19 protein-coding genes are annotated in these 18663 nt (G+C 71.3%); 8 read left to right on the top strand and 11 right to left on the bottom strand.

Translation table 11 applies throughout. From position 1 onward, the window contains the following. The first annotated feature begins 5 nt into the window (after positions 1-5). Positions 6-1484, top strand: coding sequence for a glycoside hydrolase family 1 protein (locus Q9R33_RS08055; protein WP_056365225.1), 1479 nt, complete (start codon positions 6-8; stop codon positions 1482-1484). Positions 1485-1538: 54 nt separating this feature from the next. Then, the gene (locus Q9R33_RS08050) at positions 1539-2579 is read left to right on the top strand and encodes a LacI family DNA-binding transcriptional regulator (RefSeq protein WP_082496782.1); all 1041 of its coding nucleotides are present in this window, start codon (positions 1539-1541) and stop codon (positions 2577-2579) included. 197 nt (positions 2580-2776) lie between these two features. Here the strand turns inward: Q9R33_RS08050 and Q9R33_RS08045 are convergent, their stop codons facing one another. Together Q9R33_RS08045 and Q9R33_RS08040 are read right to left on the bottom strand one after the other, a co-directional pair. Beyond that, complete coding sequence (locus Q9R33_RS08045) at positions 2777-3616, bottom strand: VOC family protein (protein ID WP_310244993.1); 840 nt, start codon at positions 3614-3616, stop codon at positions 2777-2779. A gap of 219 nt (positions 3617-3835) precedes the next feature. Continuing rightward, a complete protein-coding gene (locus tag Q9R33_RS08040; protein ID WP_310244504.1) occupies positions 3836-5182 on the bottom strand; it encodes a solute carrier family 23 protein in 1347 nt (448 codons plus the stop codon). 122 nt (positions 5183-5304) lie between these two features. Between Q9R33_RS08040 and Q9R33_RS08035 the strand changes: the two genes are divergently transcribed. Further along, positions 5305-6105, top strand: coding sequence for an ABC transporter ATP-binding protein (locus Q9R33_RS08035; RefSeq protein ID WP_396654075.1), 801 nt, complete (start codon positions 5305-5307; stop codon positions 6103-6105). Next, on the top strand, positions 6087-7664 hold the full coding sequence (locus Q9R33_RS08030; RefSeq protein WP_311293419.1) for a hypothetical protein: 1578 nt from the start codon (positions 6087-6089) through the stop codon (positions 7662-7664). Before Q9R33_RS08035 ends, Q9R33_RS08030 begins: the two co-directional genes overlap by 19 nt. Positions 7665-7685: 21 nt before the next feature. On the opposite strand, the gene Q9R33_RS08025 is transcribed toward Q9R33_RS08030, so the two are convergent. Further along, positions 7686-8657, bottom strand: a complete 972-nt coding sequence (locus Q9R33_RS08025; protein ID WP_311293418.1) for a phosphoribosylaminoimidazolesuccinocarboxamide synthase — start codon at positions 8655-8657, stop codon at positions 7686-7688. A gap of 63 nt (positions 8658-8720) precedes the next feature. Beyond that, on the bottom strand, positions 8721-9074 hold the full coding sequence (locus tag Q9R33_RS08020; RefSeq protein WP_056365207.1) for a hypothetical protein: 354 nt from the start codon (positions 9072-9074) through the stop codon (positions 8721-8723). A gap of 101 nt (positions 9075-9175) precedes the next feature. Between Q9R33_RS08020 and Q9R33_RS08015 the strand changes: the two genes are divergently transcribed. From Q9R33_RS08015 to Q9R33_RS08005, 3 genes are all read left to right on the top strand, one after another. Beyond that, the gene (locus Q9R33_RS08015) at positions 9176-9796 is read left to right on the top strand and encodes a PadR family transcriptional regulator (protein ID WP_311293417.1); all 621 of its coding nucleotides are present in this window, start codon (positions 9176-9178) and stop codon (positions 9794-9796) included. 149 nt (positions 9797-9945) lie between these two features. Continuing rightward, positions 9946-11370, top strand: a complete 1425-nt coding sequence (locus tag Q9R33_RS08010) for a DHA2 family efflux MFS transporter permease subunit (RefSeq protein WP_396654080.1) — start codon at positions 9946-9948, stop codon at positions 11368-11370. Between the two features lie 62 nt (positions 11371-11432). Then, positions 11433-11591, top strand: a complete 159-nt coding sequence (locus tag Q9R33_RS08005; protein ID WP_311293416.1) for a hypothetical protein — start codon at positions 11433-11435, stop codon at positions 11589-11591. Between the two features lie 120 nt (positions 11592-11711). Here Q9R33_RS08005 and Q9R33_RS08000 read toward each other — a convergent pair whose 3' ends face one another. The 7 genes from Q9R33_RS08000 to purD form a co-directional block, all read right to left on the bottom strand. After that, positions 11712-12365: a response regulator transcription factor gene (locus Q9R33_RS08000; protein WP_311293415.1), complete on the bottom strand. Its 654-nt coding sequence runs from the start codon at positions 12363-12365 to the stop codon at positions 11712-11714. Further along, entirely contained in the window at positions 12362-13552 is a 1191-nt protein-coding gene (locus Q9R33_RS07995; RefSeq protein WP_311293414.1) for a histidine kinase, read from the bottom strand. The genes Q9R33_RS08000 and Q9R33_RS07995 overlap by 4 nt, the downstream gene beginning before the upstream one ends. A 4-nt stretch (positions 13553-13556) precedes the next feature. Further along, positions 13557-14258, bottom strand: a complete 702-nt coding sequence (locus Q9R33_RS07990) for a DUF2306 domain-containing protein (protein ID WP_311293413.1) — start codon at positions 14256-14258, stop codon at positions 13557-13559. Positions 14259-14392: 134 nt separating this feature from the next. Then, positions 14393-15652 (bottom strand): L-2-hydroxyglutarate oxidase, encoded by a 1260-nt coding sequence (lhgO, locus tag Q9R33_RS07985; protein WP_311293412.1) that lies wholly within the window; start codon positions 15650-15652, stop codon positions 14393-14395. Between the two features lie 102 nt (positions 15653-15754). Continuing rightward, entirely contained in the window at positions 15755-16084 is a 330-nt protein-coding gene (locus Q9R33_RS07980; RefSeq protein ID WP_311293411.1) for a DUF6176 family protein, read from the bottom strand. After that, positions 16081-16458, bottom strand: a complete 378-nt coding sequence (locus Q9R33_RS07975) for a hypothetical protein (RefSeq protein ID WP_311293410.1) — start codon at positions 16456-16458, stop codon at positions 16081-16083. The genes Q9R33_RS07980 and Q9R33_RS07975 overlap by 4 nt, the downstream gene beginning before the upstream one ends. Positions 16459-16533: 75 nt before the next feature. Beyond that, positions 16534-17808, bottom strand: coding sequence for a phosphoribosylamine--glycine ligase (gene purD / locus Q9R33_RS07970; RefSeq protein ID WP_311293409.1), 1275 nt, complete (start codon positions 17806-17808; stop codon positions 16534-16536). A 415-nt stretch (positions 17809-18223) separates the two neighbouring features. Here purD and Q9R33_RS07965 point away from each other — a divergent pair, with 415 nt between their 5' ends. Next, positions 18224-18592, top strand: a complete 369-nt coding sequence (locus Q9R33_RS07965) for a sterol carrier family protein (RefSeq protein ID WP_311293408.1) — start codon at positions 18224-18226, stop codon at positions 18590-18592. Positions 18593-18663: the final 71 nt, after the last annotated feature.

Genomic DNA, 18663 nt, shown 5'->3' with positions numbered 1-18663 from the left:
ACCTCATGACGACCGCGATCCCTCGCGCCTTCCCCCAGGACTTCCTGTTCGGCGCCGCGACCGCCGCCTTCCAGATCGAGGGCGCCGCCCACGAAGACGGCCGCCGCGACTCGATCTGGGATGCGTTCTGCCGCGTGCCGGGCGCCGTCATCAACGCCGACAACGGCGACGTGGCGTGCGACCACTACCACCGCTACGGCGATGACGTGGCGCTCATGAAGGAGCTGGGCCTGCAGACGTACCGCTTCTCGACGTCGTGGTCGCGCGTGCGGCCCGACGGCGGGGCGGTCAACCTCCAGGGACTCGACTTCTACAAGCGACTGGTCGACGAGCTGCTCGGGGCCGACATCCTCCCGTGGCTGACGCTCTACCACTGGGACCTGCCGCAGGCGCTGCAGGAGAAGGGCGGCTGGGCGAACCGCGACACCGCGGACCTCTTCACCGAGTACGCGCTGACGATGCACGACGCCCTGGGCGACCGGGTCGACGTGTGGACCACCCTCAACGAGCCGTGGTGCTCGTCGTTCCTCAGCTACACCGCGGGCATCCACGCGCCGGGCCACTACAGCGTCGAGGAGGGCGTGCTCGCCGCGCACCACCTGCTGCTCGGGCACGGCCAGGCCGTGCGCGAGCTGCGCTCTCGTGACGAGTCGCTCAAGCTCGGCATCACGCTGAACCTCACGGTCGCCGAGCCGGTCGACGAGAGCGACCCCGCCGACGTCGACGCGGCACGTCGGATCGACGGCCAGTTCAACCGCTGGTTCCTCGACCCGATCTTCCGTGCGCAGTACCCCGCCGACATCGTGGAAGACATCCGGAAGGTGGATGCTGCGGCCATCGCCGCGTGGGAGACCGCCGTGCGCCCGGGTGACCTCGAGACCATCGCGACGCCCATCGACACGCTCGGTGTGAACTACTACCACGGCGAGTACGTGGGCGGACGAGAGCCGGTGAACCCGCCGATCGGCGGCGACGCGCCGACCGACCGCCCCGCCCGCTCGCCGTACCCCTCGCACGAGGGCATCTACTGGCACGAGCGCGGCCTTCCCCGCACGCCGATGCAGTGGGAGGTGCAGCCCGAGGGGCTCACCACGCTCCTCGAGCGGGTGTGGGACGAGTACGCGCAGCAGGCCGGCACCGTGCTCTACGTGACCGAGAACGGCGCCGCCTACGACGACGAGCTCGTGGTGGAGGGCGACGTGAAGCACGTCCACGACGCCGATCGCGTCGAGTTCCTGCGCGGACACCTCGGGGCGATCCTCGACGCGGCCGAGGCCGGTGTCGACGTGCGCGGATACTTCTACTGGTCGCTGCTCGACAACTTCGAGTGGGCGTGGGGCTATGAGAAGCGGTTCGGGATCGTGCGGGTGGACTACGACACCCAGGAGCGCACGCCCAAGGACAGCGCGCTCGAGTACAGCCGCATCATCGGTGCTCGGGCGATCGACCTGGAGTCCGCGCGCGCGGCGACGGTCGCGTCGTAGCACTGCGCCGCGCGGAGTCGTGGCGCAGTAGCATCCGGGAAGGAGGGGACAGGAATGAGCACCGACGCCATGCGGCCTACCCAGCGGGGAGCCGGCAGCGCACACGCCGTGACGATCGAAGAGGTCGCCGCCGCGGCGGGGGTCTCCCGTTCGACGGTCTCCCGCGTGGTGAACGGCTCGACCGCCGTGAGCCCCGAAGCCCTGGAGTCGGTGACCCGCGCGATCAGCGAGCTCAACTACGTCCCCAACCGCGCCGCCCGGTCACTGGCGAGCCAGAAGACGCATGCCATCGCGCTGATCGTCCCCGAGGACACCACCCGGTTCTTCGGCGACCCGTTCTTCGCGGCGATCGTGTCGGGCATCAACTCGCGCCTCAGCCGCTCGGACTACGTGCTCAACCTCTTCATCGCGAGCGACGACCCGGGCGATAAGACCACGAGCTATGTGCGCTCGGGTGCGGTGGACGGTGCGATCGTGGTCTCGCACCACACCAGCGACACCTTCATCGACCGCATCGCGAGCGTCGTGCCTGTCGTCTACGGCGGCCGCCCGGTGCGCGAGCGCGACCGTGACTACTACGTCGACGTCGACAACGTCCGTGGGGCCTACGACGCCACGGTGTACCTGATCGAGAGCGGCCGCCGCCGCATCGCGACGATCACCGGCCCGCGCGACATGCCCGCCGGCGTCGACCGCCTGCAGGGGTATCGCGACGCGCTCGCCGCGTGGGACCTCGACGAGATCGCGGTCGAGGACGGCAACTTCACCGCCGACGGCGGTGCCGACGCGATGCGCCGCATCCTCGCGACCGGAGCCCAGCCCGACGCGGTGTTCGTCGCCAGCGACCTCATGGCGCGCGGCGTGCTGACGGTGCTGACGGCCGCGGGACTCCGCGTCCCCGAGGACGTCGCGATCATCGGCTTCGACGACTCCCCGGTGGCCACCTCCGTCACGCCGCAGCTGACGACGATGCGCCAGCCGTCGTTCGCACAGGGCGAGCGCATGGCCACGGTGCTCGTCGACCTCCTCGCGGGTCGGCATCCGCGTCACGTCACGATCCTCGAGACCGAGCTCGTCATCCGCGAATCCGTCTGACCCGCCCCTGCTCCCCTCCCCACCGCCCCCTCGTTCCGCAGTCACTTTTCGCGGCCGCGGGGCGGCGGCACCCGCACCTTGCGACTGCGGAACACCGAAGACCTTCGCTCCGCAGTCGGGTTTGGCGGGAACGGGGGCCGCGAAGCCGCACGATGTGACTGCGGAAGGCGACGTGGTTTGGGGGGATGGGGGGGAACTCAGGCGCGGCCGGGAACCGTCGCGTGCAGGAGGTTGCGCCAGGGGTCGTCGAAGGCCACCGTGCGGCCGTCGTCGCGCACCTCGAGGCCGTGGTGGCGCAGGCGTTCGGCGAGCTCGCCCAGCGAGTCGGCGTCGGGGAGGGCCAGATCGACGCGGCCGAGGCCGAGCGCCGGCATCCGCGGGCCGGCGCCGCGCGAGTTCCAGACGTTCATCGCCATGTGGTGGTGGTAGCCGCCGGCGCTCACGAACAGCGCCTGGTTGCCGAGCTCGGCGGTCTGGTCGAAGCCGAGCGCGTCGACGTAGAAGGCGCGGGCACTCGCGACGTCGCCGACCGACAGGTGCACATGACCGACGGATGCTGCGTCCTGCCCCGTCCCGCCGCTCGCGGCCCGCTCCGTCAGGTGCTCGCGGAGGAAGCCGTTGGGGTCGAGGTACAGCGTCGCCATCTCGACACTGCCGTGGGTCCACGACCAGTCGGTCCGGGCCCGGTCCCAGTACAGCTCGACGCCGTTACCCTCGGGATCGGTGAGGTAGAAGGCCTGGCTCACGAGGTGGTCCGCCGAGCCGGTGAAGGTCTGCGGCGCGCGCTGCGCGACGCTGTAGAGCGCGGCCGCGAGGGCCTCCTGCGTCTCGAAGAGGATCGCCGTGTGGAACAGCCCGGCCGCGCCGGGGCTCGCGTGGCGCAGGGCGGGCTCGTGCTTCAGGATGACGACCGGCCGACCCGCGCGCCCGAGCACGACCTCGTCCCCCTCAGCCGAGAGCACCTGGAGGGTGATGACGTCGCGGTAGAACGCCGTCATGCCGTCGAGGTCGCCGACGAGAAGCGTCACGGCGCCCATCGAGGTGGCGGCGGCGAGGCGGTCAGGGTGCGCGATCTCATTCACGTGTAGCTACAACCATTTGCGCGCAGCATCCATTCCCGATCCATTCCCGCTTCATCGCTACGGTCGTCCGGGTTTGGGGCGCGATTCCTCCGTTGGGGCGCACACATCGCGCCCCAACGGACAGAATGCGCCCCAAACCCCAGAAACAGGGGGGACGGATGCTGCGGCTCGGCGCTACTTGACCTGCGAGTCCTGCGGGTCGCCGCCGAGCTGGCCGACGGCGGGGAGCGGGCCGCCGTCGTCGGCGCCGGTCTTGCGCCAGCGGGCGATCGCGTTGCCGAGGTGGTAGATCAGCAGGGCCGCGGCCGCGCCGATGACGATCGCGCCCAGCTGGAAGTCGCCCCACACCATGGTGAAGCCGGCGATCGCGATGACGAGCGAGACGGCCGCGGTGTACTGGTTCACCGGGCGCGAGAAGTCCACGCGGTTGTCGACCCAGATCTTGATGCCGATGATGCCGATGAGGCCGTACAGGGCGGTCGTCACGCCGCCGAGCACGCCGGCCGGGATCGAGTTGAACACCGCGCCGACCACCGGCGACAGCGACAGCAGGATCGCGAAGACGCCTGCGACCCAGTACGCGGCCGTCGAGTACACGCGGGTCGCCGCCATGACGCCGATGTTCTCGCCGTACGTCGTCGTGCCCGAACCGCCGAAGGTGCCCGCGAGCACCGTCGCGGCGCCGTCGGCGATGAGCGCACGGCCGGTGTACTGGTTGACGGAGGACTCGGTCATGGTCGCGACGCCGCGCACGTGTCCGACGTTCTCGGCGATGAGCACGAGCACGACAGGCAGGAACATGGCGATGACGCTCCAGGTGCCGGGGTTGCCGAACGTCGGGAACTGGAAGGTCGGCAGGCCCACCCACTGCCCGTTCGCGACGAGCTCGTTCACCTGCGTGAAGTCCACCTCGCCGCGCAGCAGCGCCACGATGTAGCCGACGATCACGCCGAGGAAGATCGAGATGCGCCCGAGGAATCCGCGGAACAGCACGCTGCCGAGGATCACCGCCACGAGCGTGATGGTCGCGGTGATCGGCGCCTGCTGGAAGTTCTGCCACGCGACCGGGGCGAGGTTGAAGCCGATGAGCGCGACGATGGCGCCGGCGACGACCGGCGGCATGAGCTTCTCGATCCAGCCGAGCCCCGCGAACTGGACGATGAAGCCGACCGCGGCCAGCAGCACGCCGACGGCGACGATGCCGGCGAGGGCCGAGCCCATGCCCTGCGACGCGGTCGCAGCGGTGACCGGTGCGATGAACGCGAACGACGAGCCGAGGTAGCTGGGGAGGCGGTTCTTCGTGATGAGGAGGAACAGCAGCGTTCCGATGCCTGAGAAGAGGAGCGTCGTCGAGACCGGGAAACCCGTCAGCACCGGCACCAGGAACGTCGCGCCGAACATCGCGATGACGTGCTGCGCGCCGATCGCGACCGTCGCGGGCCAGTTCAGCCGCTCGTCGGGCTTCACCACCTTCCCGGGTTCGACGGTCCGGCCGTTGCCGTGAATGGTCCACAAAGGCATGCGCGCTCCTTGCGCTCGGGTGATGGTGCGAGGATCACCCTAGCGAGCGGGTGCGCGCGAGTTGCCTCGGCCACGCGGCATCCGAGAGGCTGGACGGATTCCGGCTCGCACCCGGACCTTCGATGCAGAACCGACGGAGAGACGTGACCGACCCAGCGACCCTGCCGACACCGCCCGCCCTCGAGTTCCGGGGACTCCACAAGCGCTTCGGCGAGAAGGTGGCCGTGGCCGACGTCAGCCTGCGCGTGCCGGCGGGATCGTTCTACGGGCTGGTGGGCCCGAACGGCGCCGGCAAGACCACGACGCTGTCGATGGCGACCGGACTCCTCATGCCGGACGCGGGTCAGGCGCTCGTGCACGGGGTCGACGTGTGGCGCGAGCCGGTCAAGGCGAAGGCGATGGTCGGCAACCTCGCCGACGGCGTCAAGCTGTTCGACCGCCTCACGGGCGAGCAGCTCGTCACCTACAACGGGCTGCTGTTCGGTCTGCCGCACGACGAGATCGCCCAGCGCACGGCCGATCTGCTCTCCCTCATGGACATGACGGATGCCGCGGGCACGATGGTCGTCGACTACTCGGCGGGCATGACCAAGAAGATCGCGCTGGCGTGCGCCCTGGTCCACGCCCCGCGGCTGCTCGTGCTCGACGAGCCCTTCGAGTCGGTCGATCCGGTGTCGGCGGCGAACATCGAGGACATCCTCGCCGGCTATGTGGCCGGCGGCGGCACCGTCATCGTCTCGAGCCATTCGATGGACCTCGTCCAGCGCATGTGCGACCACGTCGCGATCGTCGCGGCGGGCCGGCTGCTCGTCGCGGGCACCGTCGACGACGTGCGGGCGGGGGAGTCCCTGCAGGACCGCTTCGTCGAGCTCGTCGGCGGCCGCCGCCACACGGAGGGGCCGGAATGGTTGCGACGCTCCTGAGGCTGCGGTTCCGGGTCCTCGGCAACCAGCTCGCGCGCAGCCCGTGGCAGCTGGTCGGGTTCATCCTCGGTGCCCTCTACGGCGCCCTGATCCTCGTGGGCATCGTCGCGGGCCTCGTCGCGCTGGGCTTCGCCGACGTCCGGCTCGCGGGCATCGTCATCGTGGGCGCCGGGTCGCTGGTGACGCTGGGGTGGGCCCTCATCCCTCTCGTGGCGTTCGGCGTCGACACGACGCTCGACCCGGACCGCCTCGTCGTGTTCCCTCTGACGACCTCGCGGATGATGGTCGCATTGACGCTCGCCGCGGTCTGCGGCATCCCGGGCATCATCACGTCGGCTGCCGCGATCGCGACGATCGCGACATGGGCGCACTGGCCTGCGGCGCTCGTCGCCTGGCTGGTGAGCACGCCGCTGGCGGTGCTCACGGCGGTGGTCGCCTCACGCGCCGTCGCGACGGTCGCCTCCGGCTTCGGGGGAGGTCGACGCTTCCGCGAGGTCGCCGGCATCCTCATCTTCATCCCGCTCATCCTGGCGGGGCCCATCATCGTGGGGCTCGCCAACGGAGTCACCGTGAACGCCGACACCATCGCCGAGCTCGTGCCGCTCCTCGGCTGGACGCCGCTCGGCGCCGCATGGGCCGTGCCCGCCGACGCGGCCGCCGGCGATCTGCCCGCCGCCGCCGCGAAGCTGCTCATCGCGCTCGCCACCCTCGCGGCGCTGTGGCTGCTCTGGCGCGCCTCGCTCGCGCGCTCCCTCGTGCGGCCCCGGCTCACGTCGGCCGCCGCCGTGCGGGCCGGGTCGATCGGATGGTTCGGCCGCGTGCCGAGCGGTGCCGCGGGTGCGGTCTTCGCGCGGTCGCTGACGTACTGGACGCGCGACCCGCGGTATCTGCGCCAGCTCATCGCCGTTCCGCTCGTGCCGGTGCTGCTGTGGTTCTACGCCCGCGACGGCGACCCGTTCGTGGCGCTGGCGTTCTCGGCGCCGATCATCGCGTTCATCATCGGCATCGTGGTGTACGCCGACATCTCGTACGACGGCACGGCGTTCGGCACCGAGGTCGCGACGGGCGCGCGCGGTCGCGCCGACCGCCTCGGGCGCATCCTCGCCGCCGCCGCGGTCGCGGTGCCGCTGGTGCTGCTGGCCGCGGCACTGCCCTTCGCGTTCGCGGGCGACTGGACGCAGTTCCCCGGCATCCTCGGCATGGCGCTCGGCATCCTCTTCACCTGCTACGGCGTCTGCGCCGTCACCTCGGCCCAGCTCGTGGTGCCGGTTCCGGGCTCGGGCGACAACCCGTTCAAGCGCGTCCCGGGCACGACGTTCCTGCAGGGCATGGCGTTCTTCGGCATCTGGCTGGTGGCGCTCGCGCTCTCGGCGCCCGCGATCATCGTCGGGCTCATCGGGTACTTCATGCAGAACCCGGCCCTGAGCTGGATCGCGTTCGCCATCGGGATCGTGGGCGGCACCGCGGTGCTCGTCGCCGGCATCCTGATCGGCGGCAGGATGCTCGACAGCACGGGGCCGGTGCTGCTGGCCCGACTGAAGGCGATGAAGAACGCGTGAGGCGGATGCCGCGCCGCGGCGTCAGGCGGCGGTGAGGCGCTCGAGCAGCTCGCGGTAGCGGGCGGTGGTGCGGTCGATGATGTCCGCCGGGAGTGCGGGCGGCTCCCCCTCGCGCGGGGCCGCCCAGTTCGCGGCCAGCCAGTCGCGCACGATCTGCTTGTCGAAGCTCGCCATGCGCTCGGCGGGGGTCGTGCCGGACGCCCAGGCCGCGGCATCCCAGTATCGTGACGAGTCGCTGGTGAGCACCTCGTCGGCGATCGTCAGCACCCCGTTGCCGTCGAGGCCGAACTCGAACTTCGTGTCGGCGAGGATCACGCCGTGCGCCTCGGCGGTCGCGGCCGCACGCGCGTAGATCTCGAGCGAGAGGTCGCGGAGCTCCGCCGCGCGCTCGGCGCCGACGAGTTCGACGGTGCGCTCGTACGAGATGTTCTCGTCGTGCTCGCCGAGCGGCGCCTTGTAGGCGGGGGTGTAGATCGGCTCGGGCAGCCGGTCGCCGTTCGAGAGCCCTTCGGGCAGGGCGATGCCGCACACCGTGCCGTTCTCGCGGTACTCGGCCCAGCCCGAGCCGGTGAGATACCCGCGCACGACGCACTCGATCGGCAGCATGTCGAGGCTCTTCACGACCATCGCGCGGCCGGCGACGGCCTCCGGGATCAGGCTCTTGAGGTCATCGGCGGTGTTGGCCTCGCCGTCGGCCCCGAGCGTGAGCTCGTGCGAGGCGGCGAGATGATTCGGGATGCTGCGACCCCCGTCCGCACCCGCGAGCCGGTCGAACCACCAGAGGCTCAGGGTGGTGAGCAGCTCGCCCTTGCCGGGAATGCCCGGCGACAGCACGTGGTCGAACGCGCTGACGCGGTCGCTCGCGACGACCAGCATGCGCTCGGGCGTCGCCCCCTCGGGCGTGTCCGCCGGGACGTAGAGGTCGCGGACCTTGCCGGAGTAGGCGTGGCGCCAGCCGAGGAGCTCTGTCGTGGGGGTGGGGATAGCCGTCACCCGTCCATTATCCCGGGTGACTCCGGCGGGTTTCGGGGCGGGGTCGCATCGGGGCGGACGGGCTCACGGCGTGATCTCGTCGACGTGCGCGAACGCCTCGGCGACGAGCGCGGGCCAGCGGTCGGCAGCATCCGTCCCCGCGGTCGCCCACTCGCGCATCGGCCGCCCCCGCATGACGGCGGGCTCGGCTTCGCCCGCCTCGGCCAGCTCGCCGACGCGGCTCTCAGGCAGCTTCACCATCAGTGCGCCCTCGAAGGTGACGAAGGCGAACACCTTGCCGCGGACGTTCAGGCCCTCGGACCCGAACATCGCGCCGAGCGAGACGTCGGGCCGCGTCGTCCATTCCGCCACGATCGGGTCGAAGATCGCGTACGACTCGGGGAATTTCTCCCTGCGCGCGGCGCCCTTGTCTGCCATGACCCTCACCGTACGACGCCCCACCGACAGAGCGCGAGGGATGCATGTCGCGATGAAGAAGCGTATAGTCCACGTGGACTAATCGAAGTGGAGTGATCATCATGGAGGACCAGATCGCGCGCCTGACGTCGCTTGGGGTGGCCGTGCTCGCGCTGCTGAGCGAGGGCGACATGCACCCGTACGAGATGATCCGGCTGATGCGGTTTCGTCGTGACGACCGGCTCGTCACGATCACGAACGGCACGGTCTACCACACCGTGGGGCGGCTCGAGCGGGCGGGACTGATCGCCGAGGTCGGCGTCGACCGCGACGGCAACCGCCCGGAGCGCACCACCTATACGCAGACGGATGCCGGCGCCGCCGCGGTGCTCGAATGGGTGCGCCGCGAGCTGCCGCGTGTGGACCGCCCGGCGGAGTTCCGCGTCGCGCTCGCCGAGGTGCACGGACTGGATCGCGACGAGGCGATCGAGCTGCTCGGCGTCCGACGCGACGCGCTCGCGGCCACGCTCGGGTCCCTCGAGGACGGCCAGCGTCACGCCCTGGAGAAGGGCGTGCCCCCGCAGTACCTCATCGAGATCGACCGCGAGCTCGCGCTCCTGCGCGCGGAGCTCGTGTGGATGGACGCGGTGCTCCCGCGCATCGCCGATCCCGACTTCGCCTGGGGTCCCACCCCGACCCCCTCGGAACGCTATCTCGCCCAGAGAAAGGCAGCACGACAGTGACCACCCCCGAAACGCCGGAGTCCCGCCCCACGGCGGGCGCGGCATCCGCCACCGCTCGGGTCGCCGGCCCGATCACCGGTGCCTACGCCGTCGGGCACAAGCCCCAGAGCCCCTGGCCCGCCCTCTGGGCGCTGGTCATCGGCTTCTTCATGATCCTCGTCGACACGACGATCGTCTCGGTCGCGAACCCCGCCATCAAGGCGGCGCTCGACCCCGACACCAACAACCTCGACAACGTCGTGTGGGTCACCTCGGCCTATCTGCTCGCGTACGCGGTGCCGCTCCTGATCACCGGCCGCCTCGGCGACCGGTTCGGGCCGAAGAACATCTACCTGATCGGGCTGACGGTGTTCACGCTCGCGTCGCTGTGGTGTGGTCTGTCGGGCACCCTCGAGATGCTCATCATCGCCCGCGCGGTGCAGGGCCTCGGCGCCGCGCTGATGACCCCGCAGACGATGGCCGTCATCACGCGCACCTTCCCACCGAACCGCCGCGGCGCGGCGATGGGCCTGTGGGGCGCCACCGCCGGTGTCGCGACCCTCGTCGGGCCGCTGGCCGGAGGCCTGCTGGTCGACGGCTTCGGGTGGGAGTGGATCTTCTTCATCAACATCCCCGTCGGTGTCATCGCGTTCGTGCTCGCGTGGATTCTCGTGCCCAAGCTCGAGACGCACCCGCACCGCTTCGACATCGTCGGCGTCGTGCTGAGCGCCGTCGGCCTCTTCCTGATCGTCTTCGGCCTGCAGGAGGGCGAGAAGTACGACTGGGCGCCGTGGGTGTGGGCGATGATCTCCGGCGGCGTGGCGGTGATGGCGCTCTTCATCTGGACGCAGGCGCGCACCAAGAACGAGCCGCTCGTGCCGCTGCCGCTCTTCCGTGACCGCAACTTCTCGGTGTCGAACCTCGGCATAGCGATCGTCGGATTCACCGTGACGAGCATGTCGCTGCCGCTGATGTTCTTCATCCAGCTCGCCCGGGGGCTCACCCCCACGCAGTCGGCGCTGCTGCTCATCCCGATGGCCGTCCTCTCCGGCGTCGGCGCGCCGTTCGCCGGCCGTCTCCTCGACCGCACCGACCCGCGGTTCCTCCTTGTGCCGGGCCTGCTCATGGTTGCGGGTTCGCTGTTCTGGTACTCGTCGCTCATGAACGTCGACACCCCGATCTGGATGTTCCTCCTGCCGTCGGCGCTCATGGGCATCGGCAACGCCGGCATGTGGGGGCCGCTCGCGACCACGGCCACGCGCAACCTGCCTCCGCGACAGGCCGGTGCCGGCGCGGGCATCTACAACACCACCCGGACGATCGGTTCGGTGATCGGCTCGGCATCGATCGCGGCCTTCATGCAGGCCCGGCTCGAGGCGAACCTTCCTGGCGCGTCCGACGCATCGGGCGGGTTCGGCGAAGGAACGCTGCCTCCGTTCGTGATCGACGGATTCTCGCAGGCGATGGCGCAGGCCATCCTGCTGCCGGCCGCGGTCATGCTCGTCGGCGTCGTCGTGGTGCTGTTCCTTCGTCGGCCGAAGACGACGTCGACCGAGGATTGGCAGGCCGCGAACGCGGCTGCCGCATCCGACTAACGCCGTTCGGGGAGCTTGTCAAGAGCTTGGTCGGCGGCGGCTCAGCCGCCCACCATGGTCACATGACCGGACTCGCAGTGATCCTGCTCATCGCCGGAATCGTCCTGCTGCTGCTGGGCGTATTCATCGAAGCGGCCAAGTTCCTGCTCTGGATCGGCCTCGTGATCATCGTCATCGCCGTGATCGCGTGGCTGATGCGCTTCATCCGTCGTCAGACCTGATTTCCCCAGCTCAGGTCGCGCGGCGCCCGCAGGGTCCTCCCCGATCCCGGGCGTCGACAGGACGCCGGCCCGCATGTCCCCCAGCACGCGGCGCCGGCGTCCTTCTTTGCTTCCCGTGGTTCAGTGCCGACCGCGGCCGCGCTCGTGTGCCCAGATCGCGAGCTCGACGCGGTTGCGGGCGCCGAGCTTGGTCGAGATGTTCGCGAGGTGCGTCTTCACGGTGCTGAGCGAGACGTGCAGCTCGTCGCCGATCTCGCTGTTGCCGAGCCCCCGGGCGACGCCGGCGAGCACAGCCTCCTCCCGGTCGGTGAGGGGAGCCGACGGCGGCGTCGGCGGCTCTGGCATCGCACCCGCGAACGCCTCGATCAGGCGCACCGTGACGTTCGGGTCGATGAGCGCATCGCCGCGGGATGCCGCGCGCACGGCCTCGGCGAGCAGCACGGCGCCGGCGTCCTTGAGCAGGAACCCGCGCGCTCCCGCGCGCAGCGCCTCGTACACGTACTCGTCCAGATCGAATGTCGTGATGACCACGACGGGAATCGGGTCGGCGACGTCCGGTCCGGCGAGGGCGCGGGTCGCCGCGAGCCCGTCCATCACCGGCATGCGGATGTCGAGCAGGCAGACGTCGGGCCGGAGGCTCCGCGCGAGCGCAACCGCCTCGGCGCCGTCGGCGGCCTCGCCGACCACCTCGATGTCGGGCTGCGCGTCCAGGATCATGCGCAGCCCTGTCCGAACGAGATCCTGGTCGTCGGCGACGAGCACGCGCACGCTCATGCGGTCCATCCTGCCCGCGGGAGCTTCGCGGCGACGACCCAGCCTCCGCCGAGCGCAGGTCCGGCCTCGCACGTGCCACCCAGCAGCGCCGCGCGCTCGCGCATGCCGGTGATCCCGTAGCCGGACGAGGGAATGCTCCGCACGTCCCCTCCACGCAGCGCTGGCGCGCTGCGCGGAGCCTCCGGGCGCGTGGGCCCAGCTGCAGCCCCGCCGTCGTCGCGCACCTCGAGCTGCACGCCCTCCGCGTCGACCTCGACACCCACCTCGATCCGGCTGGCGTCGCGGGCATGACGGCGGGCGTTCGTCACCGCCTCCTGTGCGATCCGGAACACCGCGGCGGCGACCGCCTGCGGCACGCTGTCGAGGTCACCGCCGAGCCTCACGACGACGGCCGGGGTCGCAGCATCCGTCGTCTCCAGAGCGCGGATGTCGGCGAGCCCGGGAGTGGGCGCGAGCGCGTCGCCCGGCCCGCGCAGCACGCCCACCATCGCGCGCATCTCGCGGAGCGTGCGCGTCGCCTCGGCCTCGATCGCCTGCAGCACCTGCACCGTCGCGCCCGGGTCGGTGGCGGCCACAGCGCTGCCGGCCTGCGCCTGGATCGCGATCGCCGAGACGTGGTGCGCGACGGTGTCGTGCAGGTCGCGGGCGAGCTGCTCGCGCTCGAGCAGCCGCACCTGCTCGAGCTCGCGGGTGCGGGCCCGTCGACGCCAGCGCACGGCCAGGCCGAGGGTCGCCGTCATGACCGCGACGGCCATGCCGCCGATGACGTCGGCGACCTGGGGCGGTGTCGCGAGGAAGGTGAGCAGCATCCCGATCCCCATCAGCACGCCGCCGCCGATCATCGCCCGTCCGGAGCCCCAACGGAACACCGCGTACAGCAGGATCAGGAAGTACGCCGTCGTGTACAGCTGCGGGTCGCCAGCCGTGGCGAGGCCCACGGTCGTGCCGACGGCGAACGCGATCGCGAGCATCGTGAACGGGTGCGACCGGCGCCACAGCAGCGTGGGAGCGAGCACGGTGAGCACGACGGCCCACAGCCAGCGCCACGGCACGTCGACGCGGACGGATGCCTCGAACACGGCGAGCACGGGGATCACGCCGACGAGCACCCCGTCGCGCCAGACCCGCCGCGGCGGCGCCGGAACCGCCGCGGGCGCGTCCCAGAGCGCGAGGACCGGGCTCGTCATGCCCTCATGATAGGCGGGCACCGGTCGCCGCCATCGGGGCGCCGCGGCGGCTGCGCCCGGCGCGAGCGCGCCGCCGGATGACGACCTCGGCGATGACGAGATTGATCACCCAGCCGGCGGTCATCAGCAGCGTGTGGGTGAACGGGGCAGGCGTGCCGATCACCAGCGTGTAGGGCATGAACACGAGAACTTGCGTGCCGGCGCCCATGCCGATCGCGTAGGCGCGGGTCATCCACGCGCTGTGCGTGCCCACGTCGCCCCGCCGGATCGCGACGAAAGCGACGACGATGGCGCTTGCCATGGCCGTGCCCAGCACGACCCGCACGGCGGCGAGTCCCGGCCCTGTCACGGCTGCCGGCATGTCGTAGAACAGCGTCATCCAGAGTGCCGAAAGCGCCGAGACCAGCCCCGCGGGTGCGACGACGCGCCCGGCGATGCGGTGCCATCGCCGCCGCCGCAGCGACGGCGAGAACTGCAGCGCGCCGAGCACGAGGAACACGCTCGACCCGATGATGTGCGCCGCGACGGGGATGGGCGAGTCGAAGAACCGGGCGTTCTCGGCGGTGACCGTGGCTCCCGTGGTGAGCTGGGTGAGACGGGCTGAGCCGGCCACGATCGGCACGAGACTCAGGGCGATGAGGCCGGCGGGCACGAGCCATTCGGGCCGGCGTCGAGTCGGCTGCGGGCGGGCGGTGGTGGTTGTCATGCCGCCATGGTCGCCGCGGCAGGGGGTCGCCCGCTTCGGCCGCCCGGCTCGAAACGCCTCGTCCGATCGGCCGATGGACGGCGACCGCGTCGGCCATGAGCGCCGCGGCTCCGGGGCCTTGGTTCGGTGGACGCTCAAGGGGCCGGCGTGGCGGGCGGTGCAGCATCCGTCGCCGCCGTCTTCACCGCAGGAGCAGCAGCCCCCGGCGCGTCGAGGTAGTGGTCGATGACGTAGTCGGCGATCGCGATGGAGCTGGTCGCGGCGGGCGAGGGGGCGTTGCGCAGCAGCGTGACCGGGCCGACCTGGTCGACCGCGAAGTCGTCGAGCAGCTCGCCCGCGCGGCCCCACGCCTGCGCGCGCACCCCGGCGCCGTGCTTGTGCGTCAGGTCCGACGAGCGCAGCTCGGGGATGAACCGGCGCGCCTTCTGGAAGTACAGCGGCTTGATCAGCGATCCCGAGACCTCGTCCACACCCATCCGCCAGTGCTGCTTCGCGAGTGGCCACGCGCCCGGCCACCGCAGCGACTCGAGCGTGTCCTTCACCGACCACTGCAGCCAGTTGTACCCCTCACGGGCGAGGGCCGGCACCGCGTTCGGGCCCACGTGCACGTTGTCGTACACCCCGCGCGTAAAGTGCACCCCGAGGAACGGGAAACGCGGATCCGGGACCGGGTAGATCATCCCCTTGACGAGGTCGGTGCGCTCCGGCGCGAGCTCCCAGTACTCACCGCGGAAGGGCAGGATCTTCGGTGACGGGTCGGCGCCGACGAACCGGGCCACCACGTCGGACTGCAGACCGGCGCACACGATCGCCCGGTCGAACACGTCCTCCGACACCGGCGTCACCACCCGCACCCGGCCGTTCTCGAGCGTCATCGCGGTGACCTCGTGGCCGAGCCGCACCTGACCGCCGCCGGCGCGGACGTCCTGCGCCATCGCCTCGGTGATGCTGGCGTAGTCCACCACGGCGGTGTGCGGCGAATGCACGGCCGCGACCCCGGCGACGTGCGGCTCGATCTCCCGCAGCCGCTCCGGGTCGTCGATGCGGGTCAGGTCGGGCACCCCGTTCTCGAGCGAGCGCCGCTCGATCTCGGCCAGCGCGGGAAGCTCGGACTCGTCCACCGCGACCACGAGCTTGCCGACCTCCCGGTAGGGCAGGCCTTTCGCCTCGCAGAACTCGCGGATCGACACCCGCCCGGCCGCGCACAGCGTCGCCTTCAGCGACCCCGGCTTGTAGTACAGGCCCGCGTGCACCACCCCGGAGTTGTGTCCGGTCTGATGCTGCGACAGCCGGCCCTCCTTCTCGAGGACGATGACCTCGTCGCCGCGCGCGCTCAGCGCCCGGGCGAGCGCGACGCCCACAATGCCGCCACCGACGATCCCGGTCGTCCCCATCAATGCGTCCTCACCGCCGTCTTCACCCGAGTGTAGAAGCGGGTCGCCTCCCGCGCCGATCACTTCGTCGCGGAGGCTCCACAGCGGCGCGCGCAGTCCTCGCTAGCGTTCGTCGGCGCGCAGGTCGAGCACGATCTCCGCCGCGACGGGTCCCGCATCCGCCGCGCGCATCACCGCGCGATGCTCCGCGTCGATCGGTCGCTGCGACTTATCGGTGACGGCACGCGAGCGTTCGAGGTCATCGGTCTGCATCGCGTAGACGATGATCGGGCCTTCGCTGGTGTCGATTATCATCGCCGTCTCGTGGTCGACGCCCTCAGCCGCGAGCGATTCGAGCGCCTCGGGGCGACGGGGCCCGTCGATCCCACCCAGCCAGGCGATCACCCGATCGCGGTGGTCGGCACGAAGGCGTCGGGCAACGAGGTGGATCACGGCTCGCGCAGGCACCCGCCGTCGGCGTTCACGCCGCCGAGGTCGATCGAGACGGTGCCCGAGGTGCCGACCGAGCCGTACACGCAGCCGCCCGACACTTCAGCCCCGAACAGCAGGCTGTCTCCCACGACGCGCGTCTCGACCTCGGCCGCTCCGGCCTTCTCGAGCGCGTCGCGCACGGCATCCTCGGTGACCGCACCGGTTGCCTGCAGCGCCTGCAGCCCGGTCGTGGCCGCGGCCACGAGGGCCTCGTTCGCGACCTGGTGCGCCTGGTCCATCAACTCCTTGCCGGGGGCGTCGATGTCGACGGCGCCCGAGCACCCGGTCATTGTCGCGCCGGCGACCAGCAGGGCGACGGAGAGAACGGTCCTCACGCCCACGCGACGCGCCGCTGGCGCGTCGCGCGGAGCCTCCGGGCGCGTGGGCCCAGCCGCGCGCCGACGCATGCGTCAGAGCCCTTCGGCGACGCGCGCGGCGATGTCGGTGCGGTGCTGGCCCCCCTCGAGGCCGATCGCGCCGAGCGCCCGGTACGCGCGGTCGCGGGCCTCGACGAAGGTGGTGGCGACGCCGACCACGTTGAGCACGCGTCCGCCGGTGGCGACGAGGCCACCGTCGGTCTCGGCGGTGGCGGCGTGGGCGAGGTGCACCCCGTCGACCGACTCCGCCTCGCGCAGGTTCGTCAGTGCCCGGCCGGTGATCGGCGATGCCGGGTAGCCCTCGCTCGCGAGAACGACGGTCACGGCGACGTCGTTGGCGAAGGCCGGCAGGGGGAGATCCTCGAGATGACCGGATGCCGCGGCCAGCAGCAGCTCCGACAGCGGGTCGACGAGCCGGGGGAGCACGACCTGGGTTTCGGGGTCGCCGAAGCGGGCGTTGAACTCGATGACCTTCACGCCGTCGTCGGTCAGGATGAGGCCGGCGTAGAGGAGTCCGATGAACGGGGTGCCCTCAGCATCCAATTGGCGGATCACGGGCTCGGCGATGTCGCGCGTGACGAGCTCCACGAACTCGCGCTCGCTGCCGAACCTGCCGTCGAGCCAGGGGAGCGGGGAGTACGCGCCCATGCCGCCGGTGTTGGGGCCTTCGTCGCCGTCGAGCAGGCGCTTGTAGTCCTGGGCGGGGCTGAGCGGCAGCACGTGGTCGCCGTCGCTGAGGAAGAAGAGCGACACTTCGGGTCCCGAGAGGAACTCCTCGACGAGCACCGCGCCCGACGGCAGGTACTCGTCGGCGTGCGCGAGGGCGGCCTCGCGGTCGTTCGTCACGATGACGCCCTTGCCGGCGGCGAGTCCGTCGGCCTTGACGACGTGCGGGGCGCCGAGATCGTCGAACGCGGCCTCGACCTCGGCGTGCGTGTGCGCGCGCACGGCGCGGCCCGTCGGAACCCCGGCGGCATCCATGATCCGCTTGGCGAACGTCTTCGATCCCTCGAGCTGCGCGGCCGCCTGGCCGGGCCCGAACGCCGGAATGCCGCGCGTGCGCACCGCATCGGCGACGCCCGCCACCAGGGGGGCCTCCGGACCGATGATGACGAGGGCGATGTCGTTGTCGATCGCGAACTGGCTGACGGCCACGGGGTCGTTCTGATCGAGGGCGACCAGCTGCGCGTCCTGCCCGATTCCGGCGTTGCCGGGGGCAGCGAAGATCTCGTGCTCCGCCTCCTCCGACCGCAGCGCCAGGATGATGGCGTGCTCCCGCGCGCCCGAGCCGAGAACCAGGATCTTCACGCGTTCCAGCCTACCGGCGGCCCTTCTCGCTGTTTCGGAGAACCGGAGGCGCTAACCGCACCCCGCCCGCCCCCCGGCGGTGTTCCGTCCCGTCGCCGGTCCGCCCCCTCGATGCTCCGCAGTCGGTCTTGGCGGGTGAGGCGCGTGGTGACCCGCACGAAGTGACGGCGGAACGGTGGGGCGGCGGGCCGTCGGGCTGCCGGGGGCGTTCGCGTGCGTGTTCCGCAGTCGGTTTTGGTGGGTGAGGCGCGTGGTGACCCGCACGAAGTGACGGCGGAACGGCGGGGCGGCGGAACGACGGGGGCGTCCGCATGCGTGTTCCGCAGTCGGTTTTGGTGGGTGAGGCCCGTGGTGACCCGCACGAAGTGACGGCGGAACGAGGGGCATGGCGCCCGGGGCGGCGTAGCGTGGAGGGGTGGCCCGCAAGATCTCGACCGATGACGGCCGCGCCGCCCTGAGCGCGGTCGCGGCGGCGGTGGAGGCATCCGTCGCTCCCGCGCGCACCGACAACGCGACGGCCGTGCGCTACCTGCTGCAGCTGCTCGCCGAGAAGGCGCCGGGCAACTCGGTCGAGGTGCGGGTGCCGCCGTTCGGCGCGGTGCAGGTGGTCGAGGGACCCCGGCACACGCGCGGCACCCCGCCCAACGTCGTCGAGACCGATCCCGCGACCTGGATCGCCCTCGCGACCGGCGCTGAGCAGTGGACGGATGCTGCGACCGCCGGTCGCATCAGCGCCTCGGGCACGCGAGCCGACATCTCGGACCTCCTGCCGCTGCGGCCCTGACCTCGCGGGTCAGGTATCTGCGTCGGGCGTTTCGTCTGGCTCGTTCCTCGCTCGCTCAACGACCGGGGATG

Origin of the sequence: Microbacterium sp. PRC9, from assembly GCF_031844125.1 — a bacterium.
In the GTDB taxonomy this organism is placed as follows: Bacteria; Actinomycetota; Actinomycetes; order Actinomycetales; family Microbacteriaceae; genus Microbacterium.
The sequence above is the reverse complement of the archived record's forward strand: the minus strand, read 5'-3'. Positions and strand labels throughout refer to the sequence as shown.